At 70.8% G+C, this 23,536-nt stretch carries 24 protein-coding genes; 6 read left to right on the forward strand and 18 right to left on the reverse strand.

The window, feature by feature from the left end:
- Positions 1-250: 250 nt before the first annotated feature.
- The 8 genes from OHU35_RS04530 to OHU35_RS04565 all read right to left on the reverse strand — a co-directional run bounded on the left by OHU35_RS04530 (position 251) and on the right by OHU35_RS04565 (position 7,019).
- Positions 251-1,294 (reverse strand): NUDIX domain-containing protein, encoded by a 1,044-nt coding sequence (locus tag OHU35_RS04530; RefSeq protein ID WP_405504769.1) that lies wholly within the window; start codon positions 1,292-1,294, stop codon positions 251-253.
- A 147-nt stretch (positions 1,295-1,441) separates the two neighbouring features.
- A complete protein-coding gene (locus OHU35_RS04535) occupies positions 1,442-1,684 on the reverse strand; it encodes a hypothetical protein (protein ID WP_189724104.1) in 243 nt (80 codons plus the stop codon).
- 66 nt (positions 1,685-1,750) lie between these two features.
- A complete protein-coding gene (locus OHU35_RS04540) occupies positions 1,751-1,975 on the reverse strand; it encodes a hypothetical protein (protein ID WP_405504771.1) in 225 nt (74 codons plus the stop codon).
- Positions 1,976-2,047: 72 nt separating this feature from the next.
- Positions 2,048-4,450 carry an excinuclease ABC subunit UvrA gene (locus tag OHU35_RS04545; protein WP_359895563.1) on the reverse strand — a complete coding sequence of 801 codons (2,403 nt, stop codon included), beginning with the start codon at positions 4,448-4,450 and terminating at the stop codon, positions 2,048-2,050.
- Positions 4,451-4,548: 98 nt separating this feature from the next.
- The gene (locus OHU35_RS04550; protein ID WP_359895562.1) at positions 4,549-4,962 is read right to left on the reverse strand and encodes a VOC family protein; all 414 of its coding nucleotides are present in this window, start codon (positions 4,960-4,962) and stop codon (positions 4,549-4,551) included.
- A 10-nt stretch (positions 4,963-4,972) separates the two neighbouring features.
- Complete coding sequence (locus OHU35_RS04555) at positions 4,973-5,446, reverse strand: helix-turn-helix transcriptional regulator (protein WP_267943494.1); 474 nt, start codon at positions 5,444-5,446, stop codon at positions 4,973-4,975.
- 46 nt (positions 5,447-5,492) lie between these two features.
- Positions 5,493-5,960 carry a hypothetical protein gene (locus tag OHU35_RS04560; RefSeq protein ID WP_405504774.1) on the reverse strand — a complete coding sequence of 156 codons (468 nt, stop codon included), beginning with the start codon at positions 5,958-5,960 and terminating at the stop codon, positions 5,493-5,495.
- Positions 5,961-6,065: 105 nt separating this feature from the next.
- The gene (locus OHU35_RS04565; RefSeq protein WP_405504776.1) at positions 6,066-7,019 is read right to left on the reverse strand and encodes an ROK family protein; all 954 of its coding nucleotides are present in this window, start codon (positions 7,017-7,019) and stop codon (positions 6,066-6,068) included.
- A 236-nt stretch (positions 7,020-7,255) separates the two neighbouring features.
- On the opposite strand from OHU35_RS04565, the gene OHU35_RS04570 reads away from it, so the two are divergent.
- Positions 7,256-8,320, forward strand: coding sequence for a LacI family DNA-binding transcriptional regulator (locus OHU35_RS04570; RefSeq protein ID WP_189724110.1), 1,065 nt, complete (start codon positions 7,256-7,258; stop codon positions 8,318-8,320).
- A 7-nt stretch (positions 8,321-8,327) separates the two neighbouring features.
- Entirely contained in the window at positions 8,328-9,146 is an 819-nt protein-coding gene (locus OHU35_RS04575) for a hypothetical protein (RefSeq protein WP_405504778.1), read from the forward strand.
- Here the strand turns inward: OHU35_RS04575 and OHU35_RS04580 are convergent.
- Both OHU35_RS04580 and OHU35_RS04585 read right to left on the reverse strand, forming a co-directional pair.
- Entirely contained in the window at positions 9,092-10,795 is a 1,704-nt protein-coding gene (locus OHU35_RS04580; protein WP_405504780.1) for a protein kinase domain-containing protein, read from the reverse strand. The two genes, OHU35_RS04575 and OHU35_RS04580, sit on opposite strands and share 55 nt — an antisense overlap.
- Positions 10,796-10,964: 169 nt before the next feature.
- Complete coding sequence (locus OHU35_RS04585; RefSeq protein ID WP_405504782.1) at positions 10,965-12,266, reverse strand: DUF6986 family protein; 1,302 nt, start codon at positions 12,264-12,266, stop codon at positions 10,965-10,967.
- A 192-nt stretch (positions 12,267-12,458) separates the two neighbouring features.
- Here OHU35_RS04585 and OHU35_RS04590 point away from each other — a divergent pair, with 192 nt between their 5' ends.
- Positions 12,459-13,364 carry an endonuclease/exonuclease/phosphatase family protein gene (locus OHU35_RS04590; protein ID WP_359895556.1) on the forward strand — a complete coding sequence of 302 codons (906 nt, stop codon included), beginning with the start codon at positions 12,459-12,461 and terminating at the stop codon, positions 13,362-13,364.
- 57 nt (positions 13,365-13,421) lie between these two features.
- On the opposite strand, the gene OHU35_RS04595 is transcribed toward OHU35_RS04590, so the two are convergent.
- From OHU35_RS04595 to OHU35_RS04610, 4 genes are all read right to left on the reverse strand, one after another.
- The gene (locus tag OHU35_RS04595) at positions 13,422-14,384 is read right to left on the reverse strand and encodes an electron transfer flavoprotein subunit alpha/FixB family protein (RefSeq protein ID WP_189724115.1); all 963 of its coding nucleotides are present in this window, start codon (positions 14,382-14,384) and stop codon (positions 13,422-13,424) included.
- Between the two features lie 55 nt (positions 14,385-14,439).
- Positions 14,440-15,228 (reverse strand): electron transfer flavoprotein subunit beta/FixA family protein, encoded by a 789-nt coding sequence (locus OHU35_RS04600; RefSeq protein ID WP_184595137.1) that lies wholly within the window; start codon positions 15,226-15,228, stop codon positions 14,440-14,442.
- Between the two features lie 221 nt (positions 15,229-15,449).
- A complete protein-coding gene (locus tag OHU35_RS04605; RefSeq protein ID WP_359895555.1) occupies positions 15,450-15,941 on the reverse strand; it encodes a flavin reductase family protein in 492 nt (163 codons plus the stop codon).
- A gap of 95 nt (positions 15,942-16,036) precedes the next feature.
- The gene (locus OHU35_RS04610) at positions 16,037-16,450 is read right to left on the reverse strand and encodes a thioredoxin family protein (RefSeq protein ID WP_189724117.1); all 414 of its coding nucleotides are present in this window, start codon (positions 16,448-16,450) and stop codon (positions 16,037-16,039) included.
- A gap of 78 nt (positions 16,451-16,528) precedes the next feature.
- On the opposite strand from OHU35_RS04610, the gene OHU35_RS04615 reads away from it, so the two are divergent.
- Together OHU35_RS04615 and OHU35_RS04620 are read left to right on the forward strand one after the other, a co-directional pair.
- Complete coding sequence (locus OHU35_RS04615; RefSeq protein WP_189724118.1) at positions 16,529-16,945, forward strand: DUF4395 domain-containing protein; 417 nt, start codon at positions 16,529-16,531, stop codon at positions 16,943-16,945.
- A gap of 187 nt (positions 16,946-17,132) precedes the next feature.
- Positions 17,133-17,861 carry a 1-acyl-sn-glycerol-3-phosphate acyltransferase gene (locus tag OHU35_RS04620; RefSeq protein ID WP_189724119.1) on the forward strand — a complete coding sequence of 243 codons (729 nt, stop codon included), beginning with the start codon at positions 17,133-17,135 and terminating at the stop codon, positions 17,859-17,861.
- A 36-nt stretch (positions 17,862-17,897) separates the two neighbouring features.
- Here OHU35_RS04620 and OHU35_RS04625 read toward each other — a convergent pair whose 3' ends face one another.
- Positions 17,898-18,470 (reverse strand): transglutaminase domain-containing protein, encoded by a 573-nt coding sequence (locus OHU35_RS04625; protein ID WP_405504785.1) that lies wholly within the window; start codon positions 18,468-18,470, stop codon positions 17,898-17,900.
- Positions 18,471-18,644: 174 nt separating this feature from the next.
- Here OHU35_RS04625 and OHU35_RS04630 point away from each other — a divergent pair, with 174 nt between their 5' ends.
- Positions 18,645-20,027, forward strand: a complete 1,383-nt coding sequence (locus tag OHU35_RS04630) for a hypothetical protein (RefSeq protein WP_405504787.1) — start codon at positions 18,645-18,647, stop codon at positions 20,025-20,027.
- Between the two features lie 10 nt (positions 20,028-20,037).
- On the opposite strand, the gene OHU35_RS04635 is transcribed toward OHU35_RS04630, so the two are convergent.
- Genes OHU35_RS04635 through OHU35_RS04645 form a run of 3 tightly spaced genes read right to left on the reverse strand, consistent with a single transcriptional unit; the run spans position 20,038 to position 23,302 of the window.
- Positions 20,038-21,108 (reverse strand): low specificity L-threonine aldolase, encoded by a 1,071-nt coding sequence (locus tag OHU35_RS04635; protein ID WP_189724122.1) that lies wholly within the window; start codon positions 21,106-21,108, stop codon positions 20,038-20,040.
- Positions 21,105-21,854 (reverse strand): SDR family NAD(P)-dependent oxidoreductase, encoded by a 750-nt coding sequence (locus OHU35_RS04640; protein ID WP_405504789.1) that lies wholly within the window; start codon positions 21,852-21,854, stop codon positions 21,105-21,107. Before OHU35_RS04640 ends, OHU35_RS04635 begins: the two co-directional genes overlap by 4 nt.
- Positions 21,855-21,904: 50 nt before the next feature.
- A complete protein-coding gene (locus OHU35_RS04645) occupies positions 21,905-23,302 on the reverse strand; it encodes a DUF6421 family protein (protein WP_189724124.1) in 1,398 nt (465 codons plus the stop codon).
- Positions 23,303-23,536: the final 234 nt, after the last annotated feature.

The raw sequence follows: 23,536 nt of genomic DNA on the forward strand, positions 1-23,536 counted from the left end.
GCGCCGCCGTGAGACATTGCGGACTTTCGCAATGCCGTGCGAGGCCGGTCAAGCCGCGCAGGGGCCAGAAAAGGGATTGTTTGCGGTCATGGAAGAGTGTTGACGAGAGTGGGGAATGTGATTACCCGCCGCGTGAAGGAATGAGGGCGATTCCTTGGGCAGTGCTTAGCATTGCCTCCGGGTGCGTTTCCTCTTGCTTTTCCCTCGGAATCCCCCGCGCCGGGTAAAGGGCACGACCACAGACCCCGGCTCAGCCGACCGGCACCCCGGCCTCCAGGTAGAACGCCGCTCCGCGTTCGCGCGCCCTCAGGGCCCAGCGCAGTCGCTCGTAGCGCACCGGTGGCAGCAGGTCGGCGGCCTCCTCCTCGGTGACGAACCGCCACTCGCGCAGCTCCGGCCCGGGCAGCTGCAGCCGGCCGGCCTCCGCGGAGTCGAGGAGACCCCCGTCGAAGAGGAGGCGCAGGCCGCCGAAGCCGGGGGGCGCGGGGCGCTCCCAGTCGACGACGAGCAGGCTCGGCACCTCGTCGAGGTGGATGCCGGTCTCCTCGGCGACCTCCCGCACACCGGCCCGCGCGGGCGCCTCACCCGGCTCGACGACTCCGCCGGGGAACTCCCAGCCGGCCTTGTAGGTGGGGTCGACGAGCAGCACCCGGTCCTGTTCGTCGAAGAGGAGCACACCGGCGGCGAGCGTCTCGGCGGTGGGCTCGGGCGTCTGCACGATGTCGCAGACGGGCACGGAGCCGTTGTTCACGGCCTCGGCGATGCGGGCGGCGGTCTCGTACGGCGTGAGGTCGCTGGTGTCGACCGGGTGCGCGTCCGCGGTGAGCCAGGAGGCGAGCGCGGCCCGATACGGCTCGATGTGGTCGGAGGACCACTGGCGTATTCGTATCTCGCCGTCGGGGAGGTCCCGCGGAACCTCGCGGCCCGCTATGCGCTCCCGCAGTATCGTTTCGGCCGGAGCGAGCAGGACGTGGCTGACCGGAATCCTGCGCGCGGCCAGGCCGCCGAAGATCTCGTCGCGGTACTCCTGCCGCAGCAGCGTCATCGGGACGACCAGGGTTCCGCCGAGCTCTGCGAGCATCGCGGCCGCCGTGTCGATCACGAGCCGTCGCCAGATCGGCAGGTCCTGGAAGTCGCCGACCTCGGCGAGGCGCTTGGGCGGCAGCAGGTACCGGAGCGCTCCGCCGATGACCTCGGGGTCGAAGAGCATGCTGTTCGGGATCAGTTCGATCAGTTCCTGTGCGGTGGTGGTCTTCCCCGCACCGAACGCGCCGTTGATCCAGACGACGGTCACAGGTCCCCCTCTTCTGTTGGCCCCCTGAGGCTTGCCCGCTCCACCCTGCCACGGAAACCAGCCCCAGTTGAGGGCGCATGACGACGGCGCCGGCGCTCCCCTCGCACGGGGAGCGCCGGCGCCGTGGGCCGAGGCTGTAGCGGCTCGTCAGCCCTTCTTCTTCTGAACGCCCTTCTTCTGGACGCCCTTCTTCTGGGCGCCCTTCTTCTGGAGGCCGTCCTTCCCGGCCACGGACAGCCCGTCCTTGCCGACGGCCTGGTTGAGCGTGTTGAGAGTCTCGTCCACGTTGATCCCGGGGAGCTTCTCTCCGACAGCGTGCGACGGGGTGACCGCCGCGACGGCGAAGCCGGTGGCCAGGGAGGCGATGGCGAGCATGCTGCGCTTCTTCATGACCGACTCAACTGCCGAACCCGCTCCGGGGTCACGCCACTGGGCCGTTCGGGCGACGCCACGGCTTCACTCGGGACCGGTGTCCCAGGTCCCGGGCCCGCCGCCGCGCCATTCGATCAGCCCCGACGCCGCCGCGTACGCCTCGTCCGCGTCCTCGATCCCCGCCCGCCGCAGGAACTCGGCGATGTCCAGCAGTCCGTACGCGATGCCGAGGAACTGGTCGTCCACACGGACCCGCCTGCCACCGTCCACGGCGGGCGGGTAGACCACGACGGGTTTCACGGACGCCATGGCACCAGGGTGCGCGGGGACGGCGCCGGGCGCTCGCCGGGCTGGGCCGTTCAGTCGCCTCTCGCGTCCGCGTCAGGCGCCCACGTAGGCCGCGAGATGCTCCCCGGTCAGGGTGGAGCGGGCCTCGACGAGTTCGGCCGGGGTGCCCTCGAAGACGATCCGGCCGCCGTCGTGTCCGGCGCCCGGGCCGAGGTCGATGATCCAGTCGGCGTGCGCCATGACCGCCTGGTGGTGCTCGACGACGATGACCGACTTGCCGGCGTCGACGAGCCGGTCGAGCAGTCCGAGCAGCTGCTCCACGTCGGCGAGGTGGAGGCCGGTGGTCGGCTCGTCGAGTACGAAGACGGAACGGCCCCCGCCCTTGTCTCCCATGTGCGTGGCCAGCTTGAGCCGCTGCCGCTCGCCGCCGGACAGGGTGGTCAGCGGCTGGCCGAGGGTGAGGTAGCCGAGTCCGACGTCCGCCATCCGTTCGATGATCCGATGGGCCGCCGGGGTGCGCGCCTCACCTGCGCCGAAGAACTCCTCGGCCTCGGTCACCGACATCGCCAGCACCTCGCTGATGTCGCGGCCGCCGAGGCGGTACTCCAGCACCGACGCCTCGAACCGCTTGCCTTCGCACACCTCGCAGGTGGTGGCGACGCTCTGCATGATCGCCAGGTCGGTGTAGATGACACCGGCGCCGTTGCAGGTGGGGCAGGCCCCCTCGGAGTTGGCGCTGAAGAGCGCCGGCTTCACGCCGTTGGCCTTGGCGAAGGCCTTGCGGATCGGGTCGGCCAGCCCGGTGTACGTCGCCGGGTTGCTGCGCCGGGACCCGCGGATCGCGGTCTGGTCGATCGACACCACGCCTTCGTTGGTGGGCATCGAACCGTGCACGAGCGAACTCTTGCCGGAGCCGGCGACACCGGTGACGACGGTGAGCACGCCGAGCGGGAGGTCGACGTCGACGTCGTGCAGGTTGTTCGCTGTCGCGCCGCGGATCTCGAGCGTGCCGGTGGACTCGCGGACCGTCTTCTTCAGCGCTGCCCGGTCGCCGAGATGACGGCCGGTGACGGTGTCGCTCCTGCGCAGCCCTTCCAGGGTGCCCTCGAAGCAGACGGTGCCGCCCGCCGTGCCGGCGCCGGGGCCGAGGTCCACGACATGGTCGGCGATGGCGATCGTCTCCGGCTTGTGCTCCACGACGAGCACGGTGTTGCCCTTGTCGCGCAACCGCAGCAGCAGGTTGTTCATCCGCTGGATGTCATGGGGGTGCAGTCCGATGGTCGGCTCGTCGAAGACGTAGGTGACGTCGGTGAGCGAGGAACCGAGGTGCCGGATCATCTTGGTGCGCTGCGCCTCGCCGCCGGAGAGCGTGCCCGAGGCCCGGTCGAGCGAGAGATAGCCGAGCCCGATCTCCACGAACGAGTCCAGGGTGTGCCGGAGCTTGGCGAGCAGCGGCGCCACCGACGGATCCTCGATCCCGCGGGCCCATTCGGCCAGGTCTCGGATCTCCATCGCGCAGGCGTCGGCGATGTTGACCTTGCCGATCATCGAGGAGCGGACCAGCTCGCTGAGCCGGGTGCCGTCGCACTCGGGGCACTCGGTGAAGGTGACCGCCCGGTCCACGAAGGCCCGGATGTGCGGCTGCATCGACTCGCGGTCCTTGGCGAGGAAGGTCTTCTGGATCTTCGGGATCAGCCCCTCGTAGGTGAGGTTGACGCCGTTGATCTTCACCTTGGTCGGCTCGCGGTACAGGAAGTCGTGCCGCTCCTTCTTGGTGTACTTGCGGATGGGCTTCTCCTTGTCGAAGAAGCCCGACTCGGCGATGACCCGCACCACCCAGCCGTCCCCGGTGTAGGTGGGGATGGTGAAGGGGTCCTCGGAGAGCGACTTGGAATCGTCGAACAGCTGGGTGAGGTCGATGTCGGAGACCTTGCCCCGGCCCTCGCAGTGCGTGCACATGCCGCCGGTTCGGCTGAAGGTCACCTTCTGCGTCTTGGTCTTCTCGGTGCCCCGGTCGACCGTGATCCCGCCGCTCGCCGAGACCGAGGCGACATTGAAGGAGAACGCGCCGGGCGGGCCGATGTGCGGCGTGCCGAGCCGGCTGAAGAGGATGCGCAGCATCGCGTTGGCGTCGGTGGCGGTGCCGACGGTGGAGCGCGGGTCGGACCCCATGCGCTGCTGGTCGACGGTGATCGCGGTGGTCAGCCCGTCGAGCACGTCCACCTCGGGCCGGGCGAGGTTCGGCATGAAGCCCTGCAGGAAGGCGCTGTAGGTCTCGTTGATCAGCCGCTGCGACTCCGCGGCGATCGTGTCGAACACCAGCGAGCTCTTGCCCGAGCCGGAGACGCCCGTGAACACCGTGAGCCTGCGCTTCGGAATCTCGATGCTGACGTCCTTGAGGTTGTTCTCGCGCGCACCGTGCACGCGGATCACGTCATGGCTGTCGGCAGCGTGCGGCCCGGGCGACTGTCTGTCCGTCGTCGTGGCCTTGCTCATCGTGTCTCCATCTGTCGCTCGGACGTTCTGTCCCCCGCACCGAACCGGGGGGTGCGGAGCGGGGGATGGGGTCTGTGGGGCCGGCCGCCGCTACGGCGTCACGGCTTCAGCTGCTGGATGCGGATCATGTTGCCCGCGGGGTCGCGGAAGGCGCAGTCGCGGACGCCGTACGGCTGGTCCACCGGCTCCTGGACCACCTCGGCGTCGCCCGCCTGCAGCCGCTCGAAGGTGCCGTCGACGTCGGTGGTGGCCAGGACGATGCTCGCGTAGGTGCCCTTGGCCATCATCTCGGCGATGGTGCGGCCCTCGTCCTCGGTGATGCCCGGGTCGGCGGCCGGCGGATGCAGGACGATGCTGGTGCCGGGCTGGCCGACGGGCCCGACCGTGATCCAGCGCATGCCCTGGTACCCGACGTCGTTGCGCACTTCGAAGCCGAGGGTGTCGCGGTAGAACGCCAGCGCGGCGTCCGGGTCGTCGTGCGGCAGGAAACTGGCGTGAATGTTGAGGTCCATGGCCACCACGCTAGTTTCGGCCCGGGGTGGGCGCTTCTCGATTCCTGACCGGTCTGGTGACCTGCTTCGACACGCACGACGGGATCCCGGCGGTCGCGCGCGCCGCCTCACGCCGGTAGGCGCTGGGCGGCATGCCGACCAGCTCGGTGAAGCGGGTGCTGAAGGTGCCCAGCGACGAGCAGCCGACCTCGAAACACACCTCGGTGACACTGAGGTCGCCACGGCGCAGCAGGGCCATCGCGCGCTCGATGCGCCGCGTCATGAGATAGCTGTACGGCGACTCGCCGTACGCCTGCCGGAACTCGCGGCTGAGATGCCCGGCCGACATGTGCACACCCCGGGCCAGCGCCTCCACGTCCAGCGGCTGTGCGTACTCCCGGTCGATCCGGTCCTTGACCCGGCGCAGGAGGGCCAGGTCACGCAGGCGCTGCGCCGAGGTGGGTCTGCTGGTCACATGCGGGATCGTGCCACATCGCACGGACATTCGGTCGATTTCGGAAGGAGAAGCCGGTATCTCGGGCCGGCGCCTGTCAGGTGAAGTACGTGTCGAACGTTCCGATCCACCATGCCGCGAGCGGCAGGAGACACATCTGCACCCCCGCTGTGATCCAGCAGCGGCCGAGCACCGCGATCCCGAAGGTCCAGCACGCGGTGGTGCGCAGGGCGCTCACGACTCCGGCCTGGTATCCCTGCCCGGTGGAATCGACCATGCCGGGGTAGCCCATCCAGTCCTCGGTGAAGATGCCGTCCGACCCGAACACGAGGACCGCCGACACGAACCACAGGTCGGCCAGGAGGGCCGTCACGGCGAGCGCCACGTCGAAGCGCAGGAACGCGGGTGCCGGCAGCAGCAGCCGTGCCGCGGGGTGCCCTTGGCGGCGCGTCCAGTCCCGCCTCCGGACACGCACCAGCGTGACCACGGCAGCCACCAGCGCCCCGAGAGCCGCCGCCCACCCGCCCATGAAGACCAGCCCGAAGAACAGCATCCCGACACTCACGCCGGGCCAGATGCCGCGCCGGGCCGGAGCGGTTCCCTCCGCGTCAGGGGCGGGTGGGGCCCCGGAGGCGCCCCGGCCCCACCGCCTGAACGTTCCTGCCCGGACTCACACCCCCGCCGCGGCCGCGTCCGTCCGCTTCGCGAGTGCTGCCGCCGCGGCGCCCACCAGGCCGGCGTCGGTGCCCATCTGGGCCGGTGCCACGGTCAGCTGCCGGACGAAGGACAGGGTCGCGTAGGCGCTCAGGGCCTTGCGCAGCGGGGCGAAGAGGACGTCGCCCGCCTTGCCCACTCCCCCGCCGATCACCGCTATGTCGATCTCCACGAGGGTCGCGGTGGCGGCGATCCCGGCGGCCAGGGCCTGGGCGGCACGCTCGAAGGAGGCGACGGCGACCGGATCGCCGGACCGGGCGGCGGCGGCCACCGCGGCGGCGGACGTGTCACCGTCGGGGCCTGGCCGCCAGCCGTTCTCCAGGGCGCGCCGGGCGATGTTGGGACCGCTCGCGATGCGCTCGACGCAGCCGTGCGAGCCGCACGGGCACAGATCGCCGTCGAGGTCCACGCTGATGTGGCCGATATGGCCGGCGTTGCCGGTGGGCCCGGGGTGCAGCCGTCCGCCGAGCACCAGGCCGCCGCCGACACCCGTCGAGACGACCATGCACAGCGCGTTGTCGTGGCCGCGGGCGGCGCCCTGCCAGTGCTCGGCCGCCGTGATCGCCACACCGTCGCCGATCAGCTCGACGGGCAGGTCCCCGGCCGCGGCCCGGATGCGTCCGACGAGCGGGTAGCCGCGCCAGCCGGGCACGTTCACCGGGCTCACCGTGCCCGCCGAGGCGTCCACGGGGCCGGCGCTGCCGATGCCCACGGCCGTGGCACGCTCCCACAGCGGCGACGCGGTGAGCTCGCCGAGCACCTCCTCCACGGCCCCCATCACGGTGTCGCCGTCCTCCCGGGCGGGCGTGGGCCGCTGGGCGCGGACCAGGATCCGGCCGTGGCCGTCCACCAGAGCGCCGGCGATCTTGGTGCCGCCGATGTCGAGCGCGGCCACGAGGTCGGTGTGCATCAGTGTCGGATCTCCCCGTCAACCATGAGAAAGAACGCCAGGAAACAGTGAAAAATACTGTGAAATGCTAAGAATCAACGCCGAGAAAAACACCGGGCAGGGCAGCACCGGGCCGGTCCCGCACAGGTGCGCGGACCGGAGATTGCGGTGGACAGTCTCCCCTGAGCCTGACAACGTTGTCCAGGCTCTATGCTCGACGCCACATCCTCATACAAACCCAGGACCGCCGCATCCCCGTGGACGACAGGACAGGACACCGCACCGTGCCCCAGACCCCCCTCCGATCCGCAACGCGCTACGGCACCCGGCCGACCATGAAGGACGTCGCGGCACGCGCCGGAGTCGGGCTCAAGACGGTCTCCCGGGTGGTGAACGGGGAGCCGGGGGTCACCCCGGAGACGGAGCGGCGGGTCCAGGAGGCGATCGACGCCCTCGGTTTCCGCCGCAACGACAGCGCGCGGGTGCTGCGCAAGGGCCGTACGGCCAGCATCGGACTGGTCCTGGAGGACCTCGCGGACCCCTTCTACGGGCCGCTGAGCCGCTCGGTCGAGGAGGTGGCCCGCGCGCACGGCGCCCTACTGATCAACGGCTCCAGCGCCGAGGACCCGGAACGCGAGCAGGAGCTGGTGCTGGCCCTGTGCGCGCGGCGGGTGGACGGTCTTGTGGTGATCCCGGCCGGTGACGACCACCGGTATCTGGAACCGGAGCTCAAGGCGGGTGTCGCCACGGTGTTCGTGGACCGGCCCGCCGGGTACATCGACGCCGACGTGGTCCTGTCGGACAACTTCGGCGGCGCCCGGGGCGGCGTCGCCCATCTCATCGCGCACGGGCACCGCCGGATCGGCTTCATCGGCGACATGCCCCGCATCCACACCGCCGCCGAGCGGCTGCGCGGCTACCGGGCCGCGATGGAGGACGCGGGCATACCGGTGGCGGACTCCTGGATGTCCCTCGGCGTCACCGACCCCGAGCGGGTGCGCAGGGCGGCCGAGGAGATGCTGTCCGGCCCCGACCCGGTCACCGCGATCTTCACGGCCAACAACCGGGTGACGGTCACCGTGATCCGTGTGCTCGCCGGGCACACCCGCCGCGTCGCCCTGGTCGGCTTCGACGACATCGAGCTGGCCGACCTGCTCCAGCCGGGCGTCACGGTCGTCGCCCAGGACGCGGCGGACATCGGCCGCACCGCCGCCGAACGCCTGTTCCGGCAGCTGGACGGCACCCAGGTGCCCCCCGAGCGCATCGAGCTGCCGACCCGGCTGATCACCCGCGGCTCCGGCGAGCTGCCCCCGGCGGACTGAGCGGCCCATGGATCACCTCACCGATCGCACGCTGCGGGCACTCGGCCTGGCCGAGGCGCCGCGCGAGCATCCGCTGCTGTATCCGGGGGCGTGGCCGGCCGACTCCGGGCTCCTCGACGGGGACCTCTTCCTGCCGCTGGGGCAGCTGGTGTACGAGGACCGCACGCCGGTCCTCGCCATCGGCTCCAACGCCTGTCCGGGACAACTGCGGCACAAGATGGCCGAGTTCGGGATCATGTCCCCTCTCCCGATGGTGAAGACCCGGGTGCGGGGCGTCGACGCGGGCGTCTCGGCGCACGTGAGCCGCATGGGGTACATGTCCGCCTCGCCCGTCAGCGCCCCGGACACCGTGCGGGAGCTGTTCGTCCTCTGGCTCGACGACGAGCAGCTCGCGGTGATCGACGCGAGCGAGGGCGCGCCGTTGCCGAACGGCAATTTCAACCGTGCCTGGCTGCCCGCGCCCGACGTACGGATCGACCTCGCGGACGGCAGCCGTCTGCCCGGCGCGTACGCCTACGTCAACCGGCACGGGGTCCTGCACGACGGCACCGGCGCGCCGCGCACCCACCCGGGCCAGCGGGCGCTGCTCACCGAGCTGCTCTCCGGGCTGCCGCGGTTCAGGGAGCTCTTCGGCGTGGTGCCCGAGGAGTTCAGCGCGCGGGCCCGCGGCGACCGGCGGTTGTGCGAGCGGGGCACGCGGCTGTTCATCGAGGAGAAGCTGGTGACCGCCTCCGGCCTGGAGCGGTACGTCGGCTCCCGGCCGGCGGGGCCTCAGCAGACCGGGAGCCCGGGGACCGGCGCGTCGTTGTCCCCGCCCTTGACGTAGACGTCGCTGACCCAGACGTTCGTGTTGCCGCTGTCGTCGTCGGTCTTGGCCCACCAGACGTTGGTCCACCGGCCGTCGGTCTCGCGGCGGCCCAGGTTCTGCTGGCAGTAGAAGTAGTTGGTGCCCGCCTTGAGGATTCCGACCTTGGTGCCGGAGGCCGTGTAGGAATCGGCGGTCTTCCAGACCTGGCAGTTGTACTTGCCGCCGCCGATGGCGTGGCAGGCCGGTTCGGGGGCCGGGGTGGTCGGAGCGCCGCCCGTCCCGCCGTTGCCGGAACCGCCTCCGGTGTCGCTGCCGCCCGAGGACTCGGCGGGGGCCGGGGTGTTCGCCCCGCCGGTGGGCTCCGGGGCCTTCTTGTCGCCGGGCTTCTTGGAGGGGGCCTTGCCCTTCTCGTCGCCCTGCTGGGTGGGCCGGGGTGCGTTCGAGCCGTCGTCGGTGCGACCGGGTTCGGAGGAGGCCGCGGCATCCGCGCGGGCGGCGTCGGTCCGGGTGCCCGTTTCCTTGTCGCCGGAGTCGCCGAGCACGGCGGCTGTGACACCGGCTGCGGCGAGAACGACGGTGGCGGCCGCGGCGGCGAGCAGGACGCGGGACCTACGGCGGGGCGGGCGGCCGGAGTTGACCGGACTCGTGGGAGCGGAGGAGGCGGGGGCGGTACTGCCCGGCGGCACCTGCTGCGGTGGTCCGAACCCCGGCGGTACCGCCGGAACACTCCGCTCCGTCTCCGGGCGCGGGGGCGGGGGCGGGGGCGATGCCGCAGGGTCTCGCAGCGGAGATGTCGGCGTGTCCGTACCGCCCGAGTCCGCCACCGACTGGAGCAGCTCTCGGGCCTGGTCGGCCTCCGGGCGGGCCTCGGGGCGCTTGTCCATCAACCGCTGGAGGACGGGGCCGAGCGGGCCGGCCCGCAGGGACTCCGGCAGCGGCTCGGTGACGATCGCCGTGAGCGTCGAGAACGTGGACGTACGGCGGAAGGGCGAGGCCCCCTCGACGGCCGCGTACAGCGTGGCGCCCAGGGCCCAGATGTCGGAGGCGGGGCCCGGGTCGGCGCCCTGGGCCCGCTCGGGGGCCAGGTAGTCGAGGGAGCCGACGAGTTCTCCGCTGCGGGTGAGGTGGGTGGCCGAACCGTCGCCCGGGTCGTCCATGGTGGCGATGCCGAAGTCGGTGAGGACGACCCGGCCCGAGCGGTCGAGCAGGATGTTGCCCGGCTTCACGTCACGGTGCAGGACGCCCGCCCGGTGGGCGGCGGACAGCGCGTCCATGACCTTGGCGCCGATCCCGGCCGCCTCACGCGGGTCCAGCGTGCCGCGTTCGCGCAAAACGTCGTCCAGGGACGGCCCGTCGACCAGTTCCATGACGATGAGCGGCCGGCCGTCGACCTCCGCGATGTCGTGCACGGCGATGACACCGGGGTGGCGCACCCGGGCCGCCGCACGCGCCTCGCGCTGCATCCGCAGTCGCAGAGCGGCCAGTTCGGGGCCGGCCACGTCGGTGTAGGTGCGCAGTTCCTTGACGGCGACCTCACGGCCGAGGACCTCGTCGACGGCCTTCCAGACGATGCCCATGCCGCCGCGTCCCAGCTGGGCCGCGACGCGATAACGGCCTGCCAGCAGCCGACCGGCCCCCTCGGTCTGCCCGTACTCCCCCGTTGACACCGCTGCCCCGTTCCTGTGACACCACTGGATCCACCGACACGTCAGTACGTGGCGTACAGAGTACGGGGCGGCGATGACAACGACAGCCGGCGGTGACGGCTGTGACAGGGCCGGTACGCGTCGGCGACGCGAACGCCGGACGCCGTCGTAGGCCCGGGAGAGCGCGCCGTCAGGCGGACGCCGTCAGGTCCGCCCGCCGGGGCGTCGCGAAGCTCTCCAGGTCGGCGCGGGTCAGGCCGGTCAGCCGGGCGACCTCGCCGATGTCGAGGGCGCCGCAGTCCAGGCCCCGGAGCAGGTAGCCGCTGAGGGCCTTGGCCGTGGCGGGTTCGTCCATGACGTCGCCGCCGGTGCGGTTGGCGTAGCGGGCGAGACGGGCGGCGGCCTGCTCGTAGCCCTCGCGGTAGAAGGCGAAGACGGCCGCGTACCGGGTCGGGATGTGGCCGGGGTGCATGTCCCAGCCCTGGTAGTAGGCGCGGGCCAGGGCGCGGCGGGTGAGTCCGTAGTGCAGGCGCCAGGCGGCGTGCACCTTCTCGGTGGGGCCGACGGGCAGCACGTTGATGGAGCCGTCCGAGACGCGGACGCCGGTGCCGGCCGCCGCGACCTGCATGACGGCCTTGGCGTGGTCGGCGGCGGGGTGGTCGCCGGCCTGGTGGGCGGCGGAGACGCCGAGGCAGGCGCTGTAGTCGAAGGTGCCGTAGTGCAGGCCGGTGGCGCGGCCCTCGGCGGCCTGGATCATCCGGGCGACGGTGGCGGTGCCGTCGGCGGCCAGGATGGACTGGCTGGTCTCGATCTGGATCTCGAAGCCGATCCGGCCGGGCTCCAGGCCGTGGGTCTTCTCGAAGGCGTCCAGCAGCCGCGCCATGGCGGTGACCTGCTCGGCGTACGTCACCTTGGGCAGGGTGAGCACCAGCCCGGCGGGCAGGCCGCCGGCCTCCATCAGGCCGGTGAGGAAGATGTCGAGGGTGCGGATGCCCCGGTCGCGTACGGGCGCCTCCATGCACTTCATCCGGATGCCCATGTACGGGGCCGCGGTGCGGTCCTCGTACGCCTTTGCGATCAGCCGGGCGGCCCGGGCGGCGGCCTCGTCCTCCTCGGCGTCGGGGCGGTTGCCGTAGCCGTCCTCGAAGTCGACGCGCAGGTCCTCGATCGGCTCGCGCTCCAGCTTGGCGCGCACGCGCGCGTGGACGGGCTCGGCGAGTTCCTCGGCGAGCCCGAGGACGGCGGCGAAGGACGCGGCGTCCGGGGCGTGTTCGTCGAGGGCCGCCAGGGCACGGTCGCCCCAGGAGCGGACGGTGTCGGCGGCGAAGACGTCGCCGGGTACATAGACGGTGTGGACGGGCTGGCGAGTGCCGGGGTCTCCGGGGTAGCGGCGCTCCAGTTCGGCGTCGACCGCCGTGAGGGAGGCGCTGATCTCCTCGCTGACGGCGCCCGCGAGGCTCGTCGCCACCTTCTCCTGTCGGCCCTGCCCCATTCCAAGCCCTCCATTTTCCGTAGAGCGGAATCAATAATCCGCAGTACGAAGCTAACGGTCGATCTTCACCCTGGTCAACACCATCTTGAAGTGGGATTCCCCATCCTTCACCCTCGGTCACTGCCGACCCGCCCTCATCTTCCGTATTCAGAAGGCAAGCTTCATCCTGACGTGCAAGGGGAGGGAGACCACGTGCCGAACGAGGTCGGAGTGACGCGCCGCCACGGGCTCAAGGCGGCGGCCGCCGCCGTCGTCGCAGGACCGCTGCTCACCACCGCGGGCCCCACACAGCCCGCTTCCGCCGGCGAGCACCCGGGCGCCCTGGACGTCATGACGTTCAACGTCCGCTTCGGGACCGTCGTCGACACGACACCGCGCTGGGAGGTGCGCCGGCCGGTGATGCGAGAACTGCTGCGCCGCGAGCGACCGCACGTCATCGGCACCCAGGAAGGGCTCTACCGGCAGGTGCGCGCGATCGAGAAGGATCTCGGCGAGCACTACGACTGGATCGGCACCGGACGCGGGGGCGGCAGCAAGGACGAGTTCATGGCGATCTTCTACGACACGCGCAGACTGGACCCGATCGAGTTCGATCACTTCTGGCTGTCCGGCACCCCGTACGCGATCGCCTCGAACACCTGGGGCGCGGACTGGCTGCGCATGGTGACCTGGGTCCGTTTCGCCGACCTCGCCGACGGGGGACGGGAGTTCTACGTCCTCAACACCCATCTGGACAGCGTCAGCCAGTACGCCCGGGAACGCTCGGTGGGGCTCATCGGCAAGACGATCGCCGGGTGGGACCGGTCGTTACCGGTCATCGTCACCGGCGACTTCAACGCGGGCGCCCACGACAACCGGGTGTACGACCTCATGCTGGACATCGGACTGGTGGACGCCTGGGACGCGGCGGCCTCGCGGAGTCCGGCGTACGGGACGTACCACGGCTACCGGGAGCCCAGACCCGGCGGGCGGCGCATCGACTGGATCCTCACCACGCCCGGGGTGACCACGCACTGGGCCGGGATGAACACCTTCAGCGTGGACGGGACGTATCCGAGCGACCATCTGCCGGTGCAGGCCTCGATGACCCTGGGATGAGAAGAGGCCCCCGTGACCGTTCGCGCGGTCACGGGGGCCTTCCACAGCCGGGGTCGATCAGCCCTTGCGGGTCTTGATCTCCTCGGTCAGGGCCGGGACGACGTCGAAGAGGTCCCCGACGATGCCGTAGTCGACGAGGTCGAAGATCGGCGCCTCGGCGTCCTTGTTGATCGCGACGATGGTCTTCGAGGTCTGCATGCCGGCGCGGTGCTGGATCGCGCCGGAGATGCCGGAGGCGATGTACAGCTGCGGCGAGACGGACTTGCCGGTCTGGCCGACCTGGTTGGTGTGCGGGTACCAGCCGGCGTCCACCGCGGCACGCGAGGCACCGACGGCCGCGCCGAGGGAGTCGGCGAGGGCCTCGATGATCGCGAAGTTCTCCGCGCCGTTGACGCCACGGCCGCCGGAGACCACGATCGCGGCCTCGGTCAGGTCCGGACGGCCCGTCGACTCACGCGGCGTACGGCCGGTGACCTTGGTGCCGGTGGCCTGCGCGGAGAAGGACACGGACAGCGCCTCGACCGCACCGGCGGCCGGGGCCGCCTCGACTGCCGCGCTGTTGGGCTTGACCGTGATGACCGGGGTGCCCTTGGAGACACGGGACTTGGTGGTGAAGGACGCGGCGAACACCGACTGGGTGGCCACCGGGCCCTCGTCGCCGGCCTCCAGGTCGACGGCGTCGGTGATGATGCCGGAGCCCAGACGCAGCGCCAGACGGGCGGCGATCTCCTTGCCCTCGGCGGAGGACGGGACCAGCACGGCGGCCGGGGACACGGCCTCGTGGGCGGCCTGCAGGGCGTCCACCTTCGGTACGACCAGGTAGTCGGCGTACTCGGCGGCCTCGTGGGTGAGGACCTTGACCGCGCCGTGCTCGGCGAGCGCGGCGGCGGTGTCGGCGGCGCCGTTGCCCAGCGCGACGGCGACCGGCTCGCCGATGCGGCGGGCCAGGGTCAGCAGCTCCAGGGTGGGCTTGCGGACGGCGCCGTCCACGTGGTCGACGTAGACGAGAACTTCAGCCATGGGACTTCTTCTCTCCTGCTTGCGAAAGATGAGGGGCGGTCAGCGAATGCCGGGCTCAGATGAACTTCTGGCCCGCGAGGAACTCAGCGAGCTGCTTGCCGCCCTCGCCCTCGTCCTTGACGATCGTGCCCGCGGTACGGGCCGGGCGCTCGGCCGCGTTGTCGACCGTGGTGTAGGCACCCTCGAGGCCGACCTCCTCGGCCTCCAGGTCCAGGTCGGACAGGTCCCAGGACTCCACCGGCTTCTTCTTGGCCGCCATGATGCCCTTGAAGGAGGGGTAACGCGCCTCGCCCGACTGGTCGGTCACCGACACGACCGCCGGCAGGGACGCCTCCAGGCTCTCCGTGGCCGCGTCGCCGTCGCGGCGGCCCTTGACCGTGCCGTCCTCGACCGACACCTCGGACAGCAGGGTGACCTGCGGGACGCCCAGGCGCTCGGCGAGCAGCGCGGGGACGACGCCCATGGTGCCGTCGGTGGAGGCCATACCGGAGATGACCAGGTCGTAGCCGGCCTTCTCGACGGCCTTGGCCAGGACCAGGGAGGTGCCGATGGCGTCGGTGCCGTGGATGTCGTCGTCCTCGACGTGGATCGCCTTGTCGGCGCCCATGGACAGCGCCTTGCGCAGGGCGTCCTTGGCGTCCTCGGGGCCCACCGTCAGAACGGTGATCTCCACGTCGTCGTCGGAGTTCTCGGAGATCTGCAGCGCCTGCTCGACCGCGTACTCGTCGAGCTCGGAGAGCAGACCGTCCACGTCGTCCCGGTCGACGGTCAGGTCATCGGCGAAGTGCCGGTCGCCAGTGGCGTCGGGCACGTACTTCACAGTGACAACGATCCTCAAGCTCACGCCGGCTCTCCTACTGCAATCGTCATTTCTCGGCTGCCTACTTGCAGGCAGCATAGGCGCCTCAAGCGGCCGATTCCGGTCGGGGCGACCCACGCTCCGAGCGAAATATTACTCGTCAGTACACCTAGTTCGTTCCCGCTAAGCAAGCGCTTTGAACTGTGACCTTCGCAACGCAGCGTAACCGGAACTCGACGGTCCCGCAGCCCGGGGGGGCCTGCCCCTCAGTCGGGCAGTCTCCGGAAACGCCCCTGGTGGTAGAGGAGCGGACGGCCGGCGCCCGTGGGGTCCCCGTGCAGGACCTCGGCGAGTACGAGCCGGTGGTCTCCGGCGGGCACGCGGGCGACGACCCGGGCCACCAGCCAGGCCAGTACGCCGTCGAGCAGTGGGACGCCCTCGGGTCCCTCCCGCCAAGCGGTGGGCGGAGCGAAGCGGTCGGCTCCGTTGCGGGCGAAGGTGGCGGCCAGGTCCTGCTGGTGCTCGCCGAGGATGTGGACGCCGACATGATCGGTCGCCGCTATCGCGGGCCAGCTGGAGGAGCCGGTGCCGACACCGAAGGACAGCAGGGGCGGTTCGGCGGAGACGGAGGCGAGGGAGGTGGCGGTGAAGCCCACCGGACCGGTGTCGCCACGAGCGGTGATCACGGCGACCCCCGCCGCGTGCCGCCGGAAGACCGAGCGCAGGAGATCGGGCGTGGCGAGGAGGTCCGAAGGCATGGGGTCAGGCTGACGATAAATGGTGTGCACAGTCAAGTTCGTTTCGTGATGTGGGAGATGGCTCACTGCACGCGCTCACCGGCCGCGCCGGCGCCTCACACCGCCTCCCCCAGGGCGGCGATCACATCGGCCTTGCGCGGCTGTCCGGTGGCCCGCCGCACCACCCGGCCGTCGGCGTCGAGGACCAGCACGGTCGGGGTCTTGAGGATGTCCAGCCGTCGCACGAGGTCCAGATGGGCCTCGGCGTCGATCTCGACGTGGGTCACGCCCGGGACCACGCCGGCGACCTCTCCGAGGACCCGCCGGGTCGCCCGGCAGGGCGCGCAGAAGGCGCTGGAGAACTGCACGAGCGTGGCCCGCTCGCCGAGTTCCGCGCCCAGTTCCGCCGCATCGAGCCGCTTGCCGTCGTCCCGCCCGCGCACCCGTACTCTCCCGCTCCGCCGCCGTTGCAGCACTCCGTAGGCGCTCGCCGCCGCGAGCACCAGAACACACACCACCAGTCCGGTCATCGTCTGATTCAAGCGTTCACGAGACCGCAAAGATTCCCGCCCCCTCAATGGGGCCGCGTTGCGGAATGCTTGGTTCCCATGGACATCGATGCGAGAGGGCCGCGTTTCGGCGCGGCCGTGACGGCCGTCGTCCTGGCGGTCGTTCTGGTCACGGGGAGCGCGTGGCTGCTGGCCTGGCAGACGCTGGCGTTCCTGCTCGGCGCGGCGGGCGGGGTGAGCCGGTCGCCGTACGGTCTGCTGTTCCGGAAGGCCGTACGGCCGCGGCTCGGACCGCCGACCGGCTTCGAGGCGCCCGAACCACCGCGTTTCGCCCAGGCGGTGGGGCTGCTCTTCGCCGGACTCGGGCTCGTCGGCTACACCCTGGGGCCCGACTGGCTGGGACTCGCGGCGACCGGCGCGGCGCTCGCGGCGGCCTTCCTGAACGCGGCATTCGGGTACTGCCTGGGCTGCGAGTTGTACCTGCTCGTGCGGCGGGTGGCGGTGCGCGCGGAGTAATAGGGACGTAAAAGCACGAGGTGGGATCAGGGCGGCGACGTGACGAGAATCTCCTCGACGGCGGGCACGAGGACTGGCTACCCGGCCGTTCTTCGGGCACGATCTGCGACAAGCCGTAAACCTACGGCTGCGTAACTTTCCGCTGGGAATCCCTTCCCAGGCAGAGCAGGAAGGGTCCGACCCGCCCATGGCAGAGCTCGTCTACCGTCCCGTCGTCGGTTTCGCCCGCACGCTGTTCAAGGTGTGGGACCTCAAGATCGACTGCCAGGGTTCGGAGAACATCCCGCGCTCGGGCGGCGCCGTGCTGGTGAGCAATCACATCAGCTACCTGGACTTCGTCTTCGACGGCCTGGCAGCCCTGCCGCAGAAGCGACTCGTGCGTTTCATGGCGAAGGAGTCCGTCTTCCGGCACCGGGTCTCCGGCCCGCTGATGCGCGGCATGAAGCACATCCCCGTGGACCGCAAGCAGGGCGAGACGGCCTACGCGCACGCCCTGGACTCGCTGCGGTCGGGCGAGATCGTCGGGGTCTTCCCGGAGGCCACCATCTCGCAGTCGTTCACGCTGAAGAGCTTCAAGTCGGGCGCCGCGCGCATGGCGCAGGAGGCCGGCGTCCCGCTGATCCCGATGGCGGTGTGGGGCACGCAGCGGCTGTGGACGAAGGGCCACCCCCGGAACTTCAAGCGCAGCCACATCCCCATCACGATCCGGGTCGGCGAGGCGATCGAGGCCTCCCGCGACAAGTACGCGGGCGCGATCACGCGTCAGCTGCGCGAGCGCGTCCAGGAGCTCCTCGAGGCCGCCCAGCGCGCCTACCCCGTACGCCCGAGGGGCCCGGAGGACACCTGGTGGATGCCGGCCCACCTCGGCGGCACGGCACCGACGCCGGAGCAGGTGCGGGCGGCCGAGGCGCACTGACACATCGGGGCGGCCGGCCCGGGTCCGGATCCCGCCTCACAGTGCGGTGGGGAGTGTCTGCCACAAGTGGGGTCGGTCGCGGGCCGATGTGAGGGTGTCGAGCACGACCGGGTGAGGCGCGGCGTAGAGGACCGGGCAGTCCGTCTCACCGGACGCCGGGTCGGGCGTGAAGGCGAGCCGCTCACCGTCGAGGGAGAACCGCGCGTCCACACCGGGCTTGTTGCCCCGCGGGTCCTGCCGGTGCCAGGCGCCGTCGAACCGCACGGCGACCAAACCGTGCACCACCTCCAGCTCCTGGTAGCACAGAGCGGTCGGGATGTCCTCGGCCCGTAGCAGCGCCGCGAGCGCGTGGGCCTTGGCGTAGCAGATGCCGGTGCGCCGTTCCAGGACATCAGAGGCACGCCAGGTGACGCGGAGGTCGCCCGAGTCCTGCGAGTGCGGAATGGTGTCGCGCACGAATTCGAAGGCCGCCTGCGCATACTCATACGAGTTCATCACACCCTTGGCCAGCTTGGCCGCCGTCTCGCGAACGAGCGGATGATGATGGTCGATCACCTCGTCAGCGGCCAAGTAGGCGGAGAGGTCTGGGTTTTCCTGGATCAGCTGCATACAGGCAGAGCATAGGGACGAGATCACCCATGGGTCAATGCATTTTCAAGTGACCGTATATCTATGCATCGTCGGGGAGAACGGCTGAACACCGCCGCAACCACCTGCCCGGCCACAACCCTTCCCCCGCGCCACCGGTCTCGGCCTCCGCAGATCCGTCACTAGGGGGAAGACATGAAAGACCCACACCGCCTGCTCGGCGCCGCGCTGGTCTCCTGCGCCCTGGCGGCGGCCGGAGTCGGGGCCGTGCCCGCGTACGCCATGGACAACCAGCTGTGGATCAGCGCACCGTACGAGACGGTGCTGCCCGGCGCGGACGCGGACGGTGACGCGCGTGCGCGCGCCCTGGCCGTGCAGGTCAGCCGCGATGTCGCCGACGACCGCCTGCCGGCCGGGCAACTGACGGTCGACGTGAGCGAGATCGCCGCGTTCGCGCGGGTGTCGTGGCCCGCGAACTGCGCGCCCGAGTCGGAGGCCAAGGCGGTCTGCGCCGTCCCGGAGATGCCGGCGGGGACGGACAGCGTGCCGGCCGCCACGTTCGAACTGCGCGCGCTGCCGGGGGCGGACGTCAGCGCCTCGGGGTACGTGCGCTACGCGGCCGCCGCCGGAGAGGCGACGTCCCACCCGGGCGAGACCCGGGTGGGCGTGGGCAACGGGCCGGACCTCGGGCTCAGCGAGGCGGACCACCAGCGAGACCTCAGGCCGGGCTCGCAGACGAGTGTGCGGGCGACGCTGTCCAACAGCGGCAACCGCACCGCGGAGCGCACCCTGCTGTGGCTCAACGCCTCGTACGGGCTGCGATTCAAGGAGCGGCACGCGAACTGCGAGTACCGGGAGCACGAGACCGGCACGTCGGCCCTGTGCGTGCTGGACGAGGCGGTGGCGCCGGGGCAGCAGTACGCGCTGAAGACCGGACTGGGCGTCGGGCGCAAGGCGATGTACGAGCGGTTCGACCACTCCGTGCATCCCTACTCGGACGAGGCGCTCGCGGAGATGCGCGGCGAGTGGACGTGGACCCGGGGCACGGGGTCCGAGCTCGACCTGCGTCCGGTGGCCGCAGCCGGGGCCACGGTGTCGGATCCCGACATCGACCCTCAGGACAACTACGGGACCGTCATCCTCGACGCCCTGAACACCGCCGACCTGAAGCTCACCGGCAGCAGGGTGAGCGGTGGCGCCGGTGACACGGTGACCGCCCGTGTCATCGTGCACAACCGCGGCCCGGCCTGGGTGGCGTCGCTGGGCGCGGGCGCGTCCGTGGCCACGGTGAGGTTCCGGGCGCCGGAAGGCACCACGGCCGTGAACCTGCCGGAGGAGCGCTGCTGGACGCAGCCGGAGGAGCCGGAGGAGGGGTCCGCCACGACCTACTTCTGCCGGACTCCGATCCACCTGCACGACAAGGCGTCGTACACCTTCGAGATCCCCCTGCGGATCGACCGGGTGGTGCGCGGGGCACGCACCACGGTCGAGACCCTCAACGACGACCCGGAGCTGTCTATCAGGGAGTTCGACCCGAACCTGCGCAACAACAGGGCGGAGATCGTCGTCAACCGGTGAACGGCACGGGTCAGCGGGCCATCTCCTCCTTGAGTGCCGCCACGAACGTGTCCACGTCCTCCTCAGTCGTGTCGAAGGCGCACATCCAGCGGACGTCGCCCGCCGCCTCGTCCCAGAAGTAGAAGCGGAACCGCTTCTGCAGACGCTCGCTCACGTCGTGCGGCAGTCGGGCGAACACCGCGTTGGCCTGCACGGGGTAGAGGATCTCCACCCCGTGCACGGCGCGTACGCCCTCGGCGAGGCGCTGGGCCATCTCGTTGGAGTGACGGGCGTTGCGCAGCCACAGGTCCCGGGCGAGCAGGGCCTCCAGCTGCACCGACACGAAGCGCATCTTCGAGGCGAGCTGCATGGACAGCTTGCGCAGGTGCTTCATGTGGCGGACGGCGTCCTGGTTCAGGACCACGACGGCCTCGCCGAACAGGGCGCCGTTCTTCGTGCCGCCCAGGGAGAGGAGGTCGACGCCCGCGGCGTCGGTGAACGTCCGCATCGGGACGTTCAGGGTGGCGGCGGCGTTGGCCAGCCGGGAGCCGTCCACGTGCACCTTCATGCCGTGCGCGTGGGCGTGCTCGCAGATGGCGCGTATCTCGTCCGGCGTGTAGACCGTGCCCAGTTCGGTGGTCTGGGCGAGGGAGACGACCTGCGGCATCGCGCGGTGCTCGTCGTCCCAGCCGTACGCCTGCCGGTCGATCAGCTCGGGCGTGAGCTTGCCGTCGGGCGTCGGAACGGTGAGCAGCTTCAGGCCGCCGACCCGTTCGGGAGCCCCGCACTCGTCGACGTTGATGTGCGCGCTCTCGGCGCAGATCACCGCGCCCCAGCGGTCGGTGACCGCCTGGAGGGCGACGACGTTCGCGCCGGTGCCGTTGAAGACCGGGAACGCCTCGGCCGTGGCGCCGAAGTGGCTGCGGATGACGCTCTGCAGGTTCTCGGTGTACGCGTCCTCCCCGTACGCGACCTGGTGCCCGCCGTTGGCCAGGGCCAGGGCGGCGAGCACCTCCGGGTGGGCGCCGGCGTAGTTGTCGCTGGCGAAACCGCGGACTTCCGGGTCGTGATGGCGGCGCGCGTCGGTCTTCGGCGGGTTCACGGCTTCTCGGTGAGCCACAGACGGTTTCCGTTCACTTCGGCGGCGGGCTTGTCCCAGACACCCACGACGGCCTCGGCCAGGTCCTTGACGTCGGTGAAGCCCGCGAACTTCGCGTTGGGCCGCTCGGCGCGCATCGCGTCGTGCACCAGCGCCTTCACGACCAGGATGGCAGCGGCGGACGTCGGGCCCTCGGTGCCCCCCGCCTTGCGGAAGGCGTCGGCCAGCGCGAGCGTCCAGGCCTCGGCGGCGGCCTTGGCGGCGGCGTACGAGGCGTTGCCCGCGGTCGGCTTCGTGGCGCCGGCCGCGCTGATCAGCACATACCTGCCGCGCTCGCTGCGCTGCAGGGCCTCGAAGAAGGCCAGCGAGGTGTGCTGCACGGTGCGGATCAGCAGCAGCTCCAGAAAGTCCCAGTCGTCGAGACTCGTCTTGGTGAAGGTCTCGCTGCCGCGCCAGCCGCCCACGAGGTGGACCACGCCGTCGACGCGGCCGAAGTCCTTCTCGATGTGCGTGGCCCAGTCACGGGTGGACTGGAGATCCAGCAGGTCGACGGGCTCACCGGTGACGGTGGCGCCGCCCGACGCGTAGCGGGCCGCGTCCACGGCCTCCGCGAGCCGCTCGGGATCGTTGTCGGCGGCGGCGACGGTCGCCCCCGCCTCGGCCAGTCGCAGCAGTGCCGCCCGGCCCGCGGGCCCGCCCGCACCGGCCACCGCGATCACCGCACCGCTGAGAGCTCCGTTCCCCGCCATCTTCTTCGCCTCCTGAGCAGTGTTCTCGGTTCCGCGGAGGATTCCGCCGCTCACGCGGCGATCCGCTCGGCGCTGTCCGCCGTGATGCCCTTGGTGGAGGCGATCACGTTCTTCAGCTTCTTGGACAGTGCCTCATAGAACATGCTCAGCGGAAACTCGTCCGGAAGCACGTCATCGACGAGTTTCCGCGGCGGCTGTGTCACGTCCAGGGCCTCCGGGCCCTTGGCCCACTTCGAGCCCGGGTGCGGGGAGAGGTACGTGGAGACCAGCTCGTATCCGGCGAACCAGTGGACGAGCTTGGGGCGGTCGATGCCGTCGCGGTACAGCTGCTCGATCTCGGCGCACAGCTGGTTGGTGACCTGCGGGGCACGCTCCCAGTCGATGGTCAGCTTGTTGTCGGTCCAGCGGACGACGTCGTGTTTGTGCAGGTAGGCGAAGAGGAGCTGGCCGCCGAGGCCGTCGTAGTTGCGCACGCGCTCGCCGGTGACCGGGAAGCGGAACATCCGGTCGAGGAGCACCGCGACCTGCACGTCACGGGCCTGCGGGACGCCCTCGGCCGACAGCTTCACGGCCTCCCTGAAGGCGGTGAGGTCGCAGCGCAGCTCCTCCAGGCCGTACATCCAGAACGGCTGCCGCTGCTTGATCATGAACGGGTCGAACGGCAGGTCGCCGTGGCTGTGGGTGCGGTCGTGGACCATGTCCCACAGCACGAACGCCTCCTCGCAGCGCTTCTGGTCGTGGACCATCGCGGCGACGTGCTCGGGCAGCTCGAGGCCCAGGATGTCGACCGCGGCGTCGGTCACCCGGCGGAAGCGGGCCGCCTCGCGGTCGCAGAAGATGCCGCCCCAGGTGAACCGCTCGGGTGCCTCGCGCACGGCGATGGTCTCGGGGAACAGGACGGCGGAGTTGGTGTCGTAGCCGGCCGTGAAGTCCTCGAACTTGATCCCGCAGAACAGCGGGTTGTCGTAGCGCGTGCGCTCCAGTTCGGAGAGCCAGTCCGGCCAGACCATGCGCAGGACGACCGCTTCGAGATTGCGGTCCGGATTGCCGTTCTGCGTGTACATCGGGAAGACGACCAGGTGCTGGAGGCCGTCCGCGCGGCTCGCGGCGGGCTGGAAGGCCAGCAGGGAGTCGAGGAAGTCGGGCACCTCGAAGCCGCCGTCGCCCCATCGGCGCAGGTCCTTGACCAGAGCCTCGTGATAGGCGGCGTCATGCGGGAGCAGCGGAGAGAGCTCCAGTACGGCGTCGGCCGCCCGGCGGACGGCCAGCTCGGCGTCGGCGGGGTCCGGCGCGCCCTCGGCGTCGAAGTCGATCGACCCGTCCTTGGACTGCCATGGCCGGATCCGCTCCACGGCATCCTTGAGCACGGGCCATGCCGGGTGCTCCACCACCCTGGCCACGGGAGGAACCAGGTCCTCCGAACCCACCTGCACAAGAATTTCCGTCATGTCCCACCTTCCACGGGAGAATCTCTCGTACCCAGACCGTATACACACGAGGTTCCTCCCAGCAAGGGAATGTTCGGGAAATTATCCTGCCTCACCCTGGCCCTCGCCGCACTTTTTCCTGTCGGCCATGCTTGTGCCCGGATGTACGCCGACCATGCCCTCGCCCTCTGCACGGGGCGGGTGCAGGCGATACGGTCCAGGTGGGCCGTAAGGCCCCCAGTGCCGCCTGTCGAC

It is taken from the genome of Streptomyces purpurascens (assembly GCF_045040895.1).
GTDB classification, from domain to species: domain Bacteria; phylum Actinomycetota; class Actinomycetes; order Streptomycetales; family Streptomycetaceae; genus Streptomyces; species Streptomyces purpurascens.

Coding starts and splice junctions, on each gene's coding strand:
- OHU35_RS04535 (WP_189724104.1), bottom strand. CDS start 1,684: ATGAAGAAGCGCAGCATGCTCGCCATCGCCTCCCTGGCCACCGGCTTC.
- OHU35_RS04540 (WP_405504771.1), bottom strand. CDS start 1,975: ATGGCGTCCGTGAAACCCGTCGTGGTCTACCCGCCCGCCGTGGACGGT.
- OHU35_RS04545 (WP_359895563.1), bottom strand. CDS start 4,450: ATGAGCAAGGCCACGACGACGGACAGACAGTCGCCCGGGCCGCACGCT.
- OHU35_RS04550 (WP_359895562.1), bottom strand. CDS start 4,962: ATGGACCTCAACATTCACGCCAGTTTCCTGCCGCACGACGACCCGGAC.
- OHU35_RS04555 (WP_267943494.1), bottom strand. CDS start 5,446: ATGTCCGTGCGATGTGGCACGATCCCGCATGTGACCAGCAGACCCACC.
- OHU35_RS04565 (WP_405504776.1), bottom strand. CDS start 7,019: ATGCACACCGACCTCGTGGCCGCGCTCGACATCGGCGGCACCAAGATC.
- OHU35_RS04575 (WP_405504778.1), top strand. CDS start 8,328: ATGGATCACCTCACCGATCGCACGCTGCGGGCACTCGGCCTGGCCGAG.
- OHU35_RS04585 (WP_405504782.1), bottom strand. CDS start 12,266: ATGGGGCAGGGCCGACAGGAGAAGGTGGCGACGAGCCTCGCGGGCGCC.
- OHU35_RS04595 (WP_189724115.1), bottom strand. CDS start 14,384: ATGGCTGAAGTTCTCGTCTACGTCGACCACGTGGACGGCGCCGTCCGC.
- OHU35_RS04605 (WP_359895555.1), bottom strand. CDS start 15,941: ATGCCTTCGGACCTCCTCGCCACGCCCGATCTCCTGCGCTCGGTCTTC.
- OHU35_RS04610 (WP_189724117.1), bottom strand. CDS start 16,450: ATGACCGGACTGGTGGTGTGTGTTCTGGTGCTCGCGGCGGCGAGCGCC.
- OHU35_RS04615 (WP_189724118.1), top strand. CDS start 16,529: ATGGACATCGATGCGAGAGGGCCGCGTTTCGGCGCGGCCGTGACGGCC.
- OHU35_RS04620 (WP_189724119.1), top strand. CDS start 17,133: ATGGCAGAGCTCGTCTACCGTCCCGTCGTCGGTTTCGCCCGCACGCTG.
- OHU35_RS04625 (WP_405504785.1), bottom strand. CDS start 18,470: ATGCAGCTGATCCAGGAAAACCCAGACCTCTCCGCCTACTTGGCCGCT.
- OHU35_RS04630 (WP_405504787.1), top strand. CDS start 18,645: ATGAAAGACCCACACCGCCTGCTCGGCGCCGCGCTGGTCTCCTGCGCC.
- OHU35_RS04640 (WP_405504789.1), bottom strand. CDS start 21,854: ATGGCGGGGAACGGAGCTCTCAGCGGTGCGGTGATCGCGGTGGCCGGT.
- OHU35_RS04645 (WP_189724124.1), bottom strand. CDS start 23,302: ATGACGGAAATTCTTGTGCAGGTGGGTTCGGAGGACCTGGTTCCTCCC.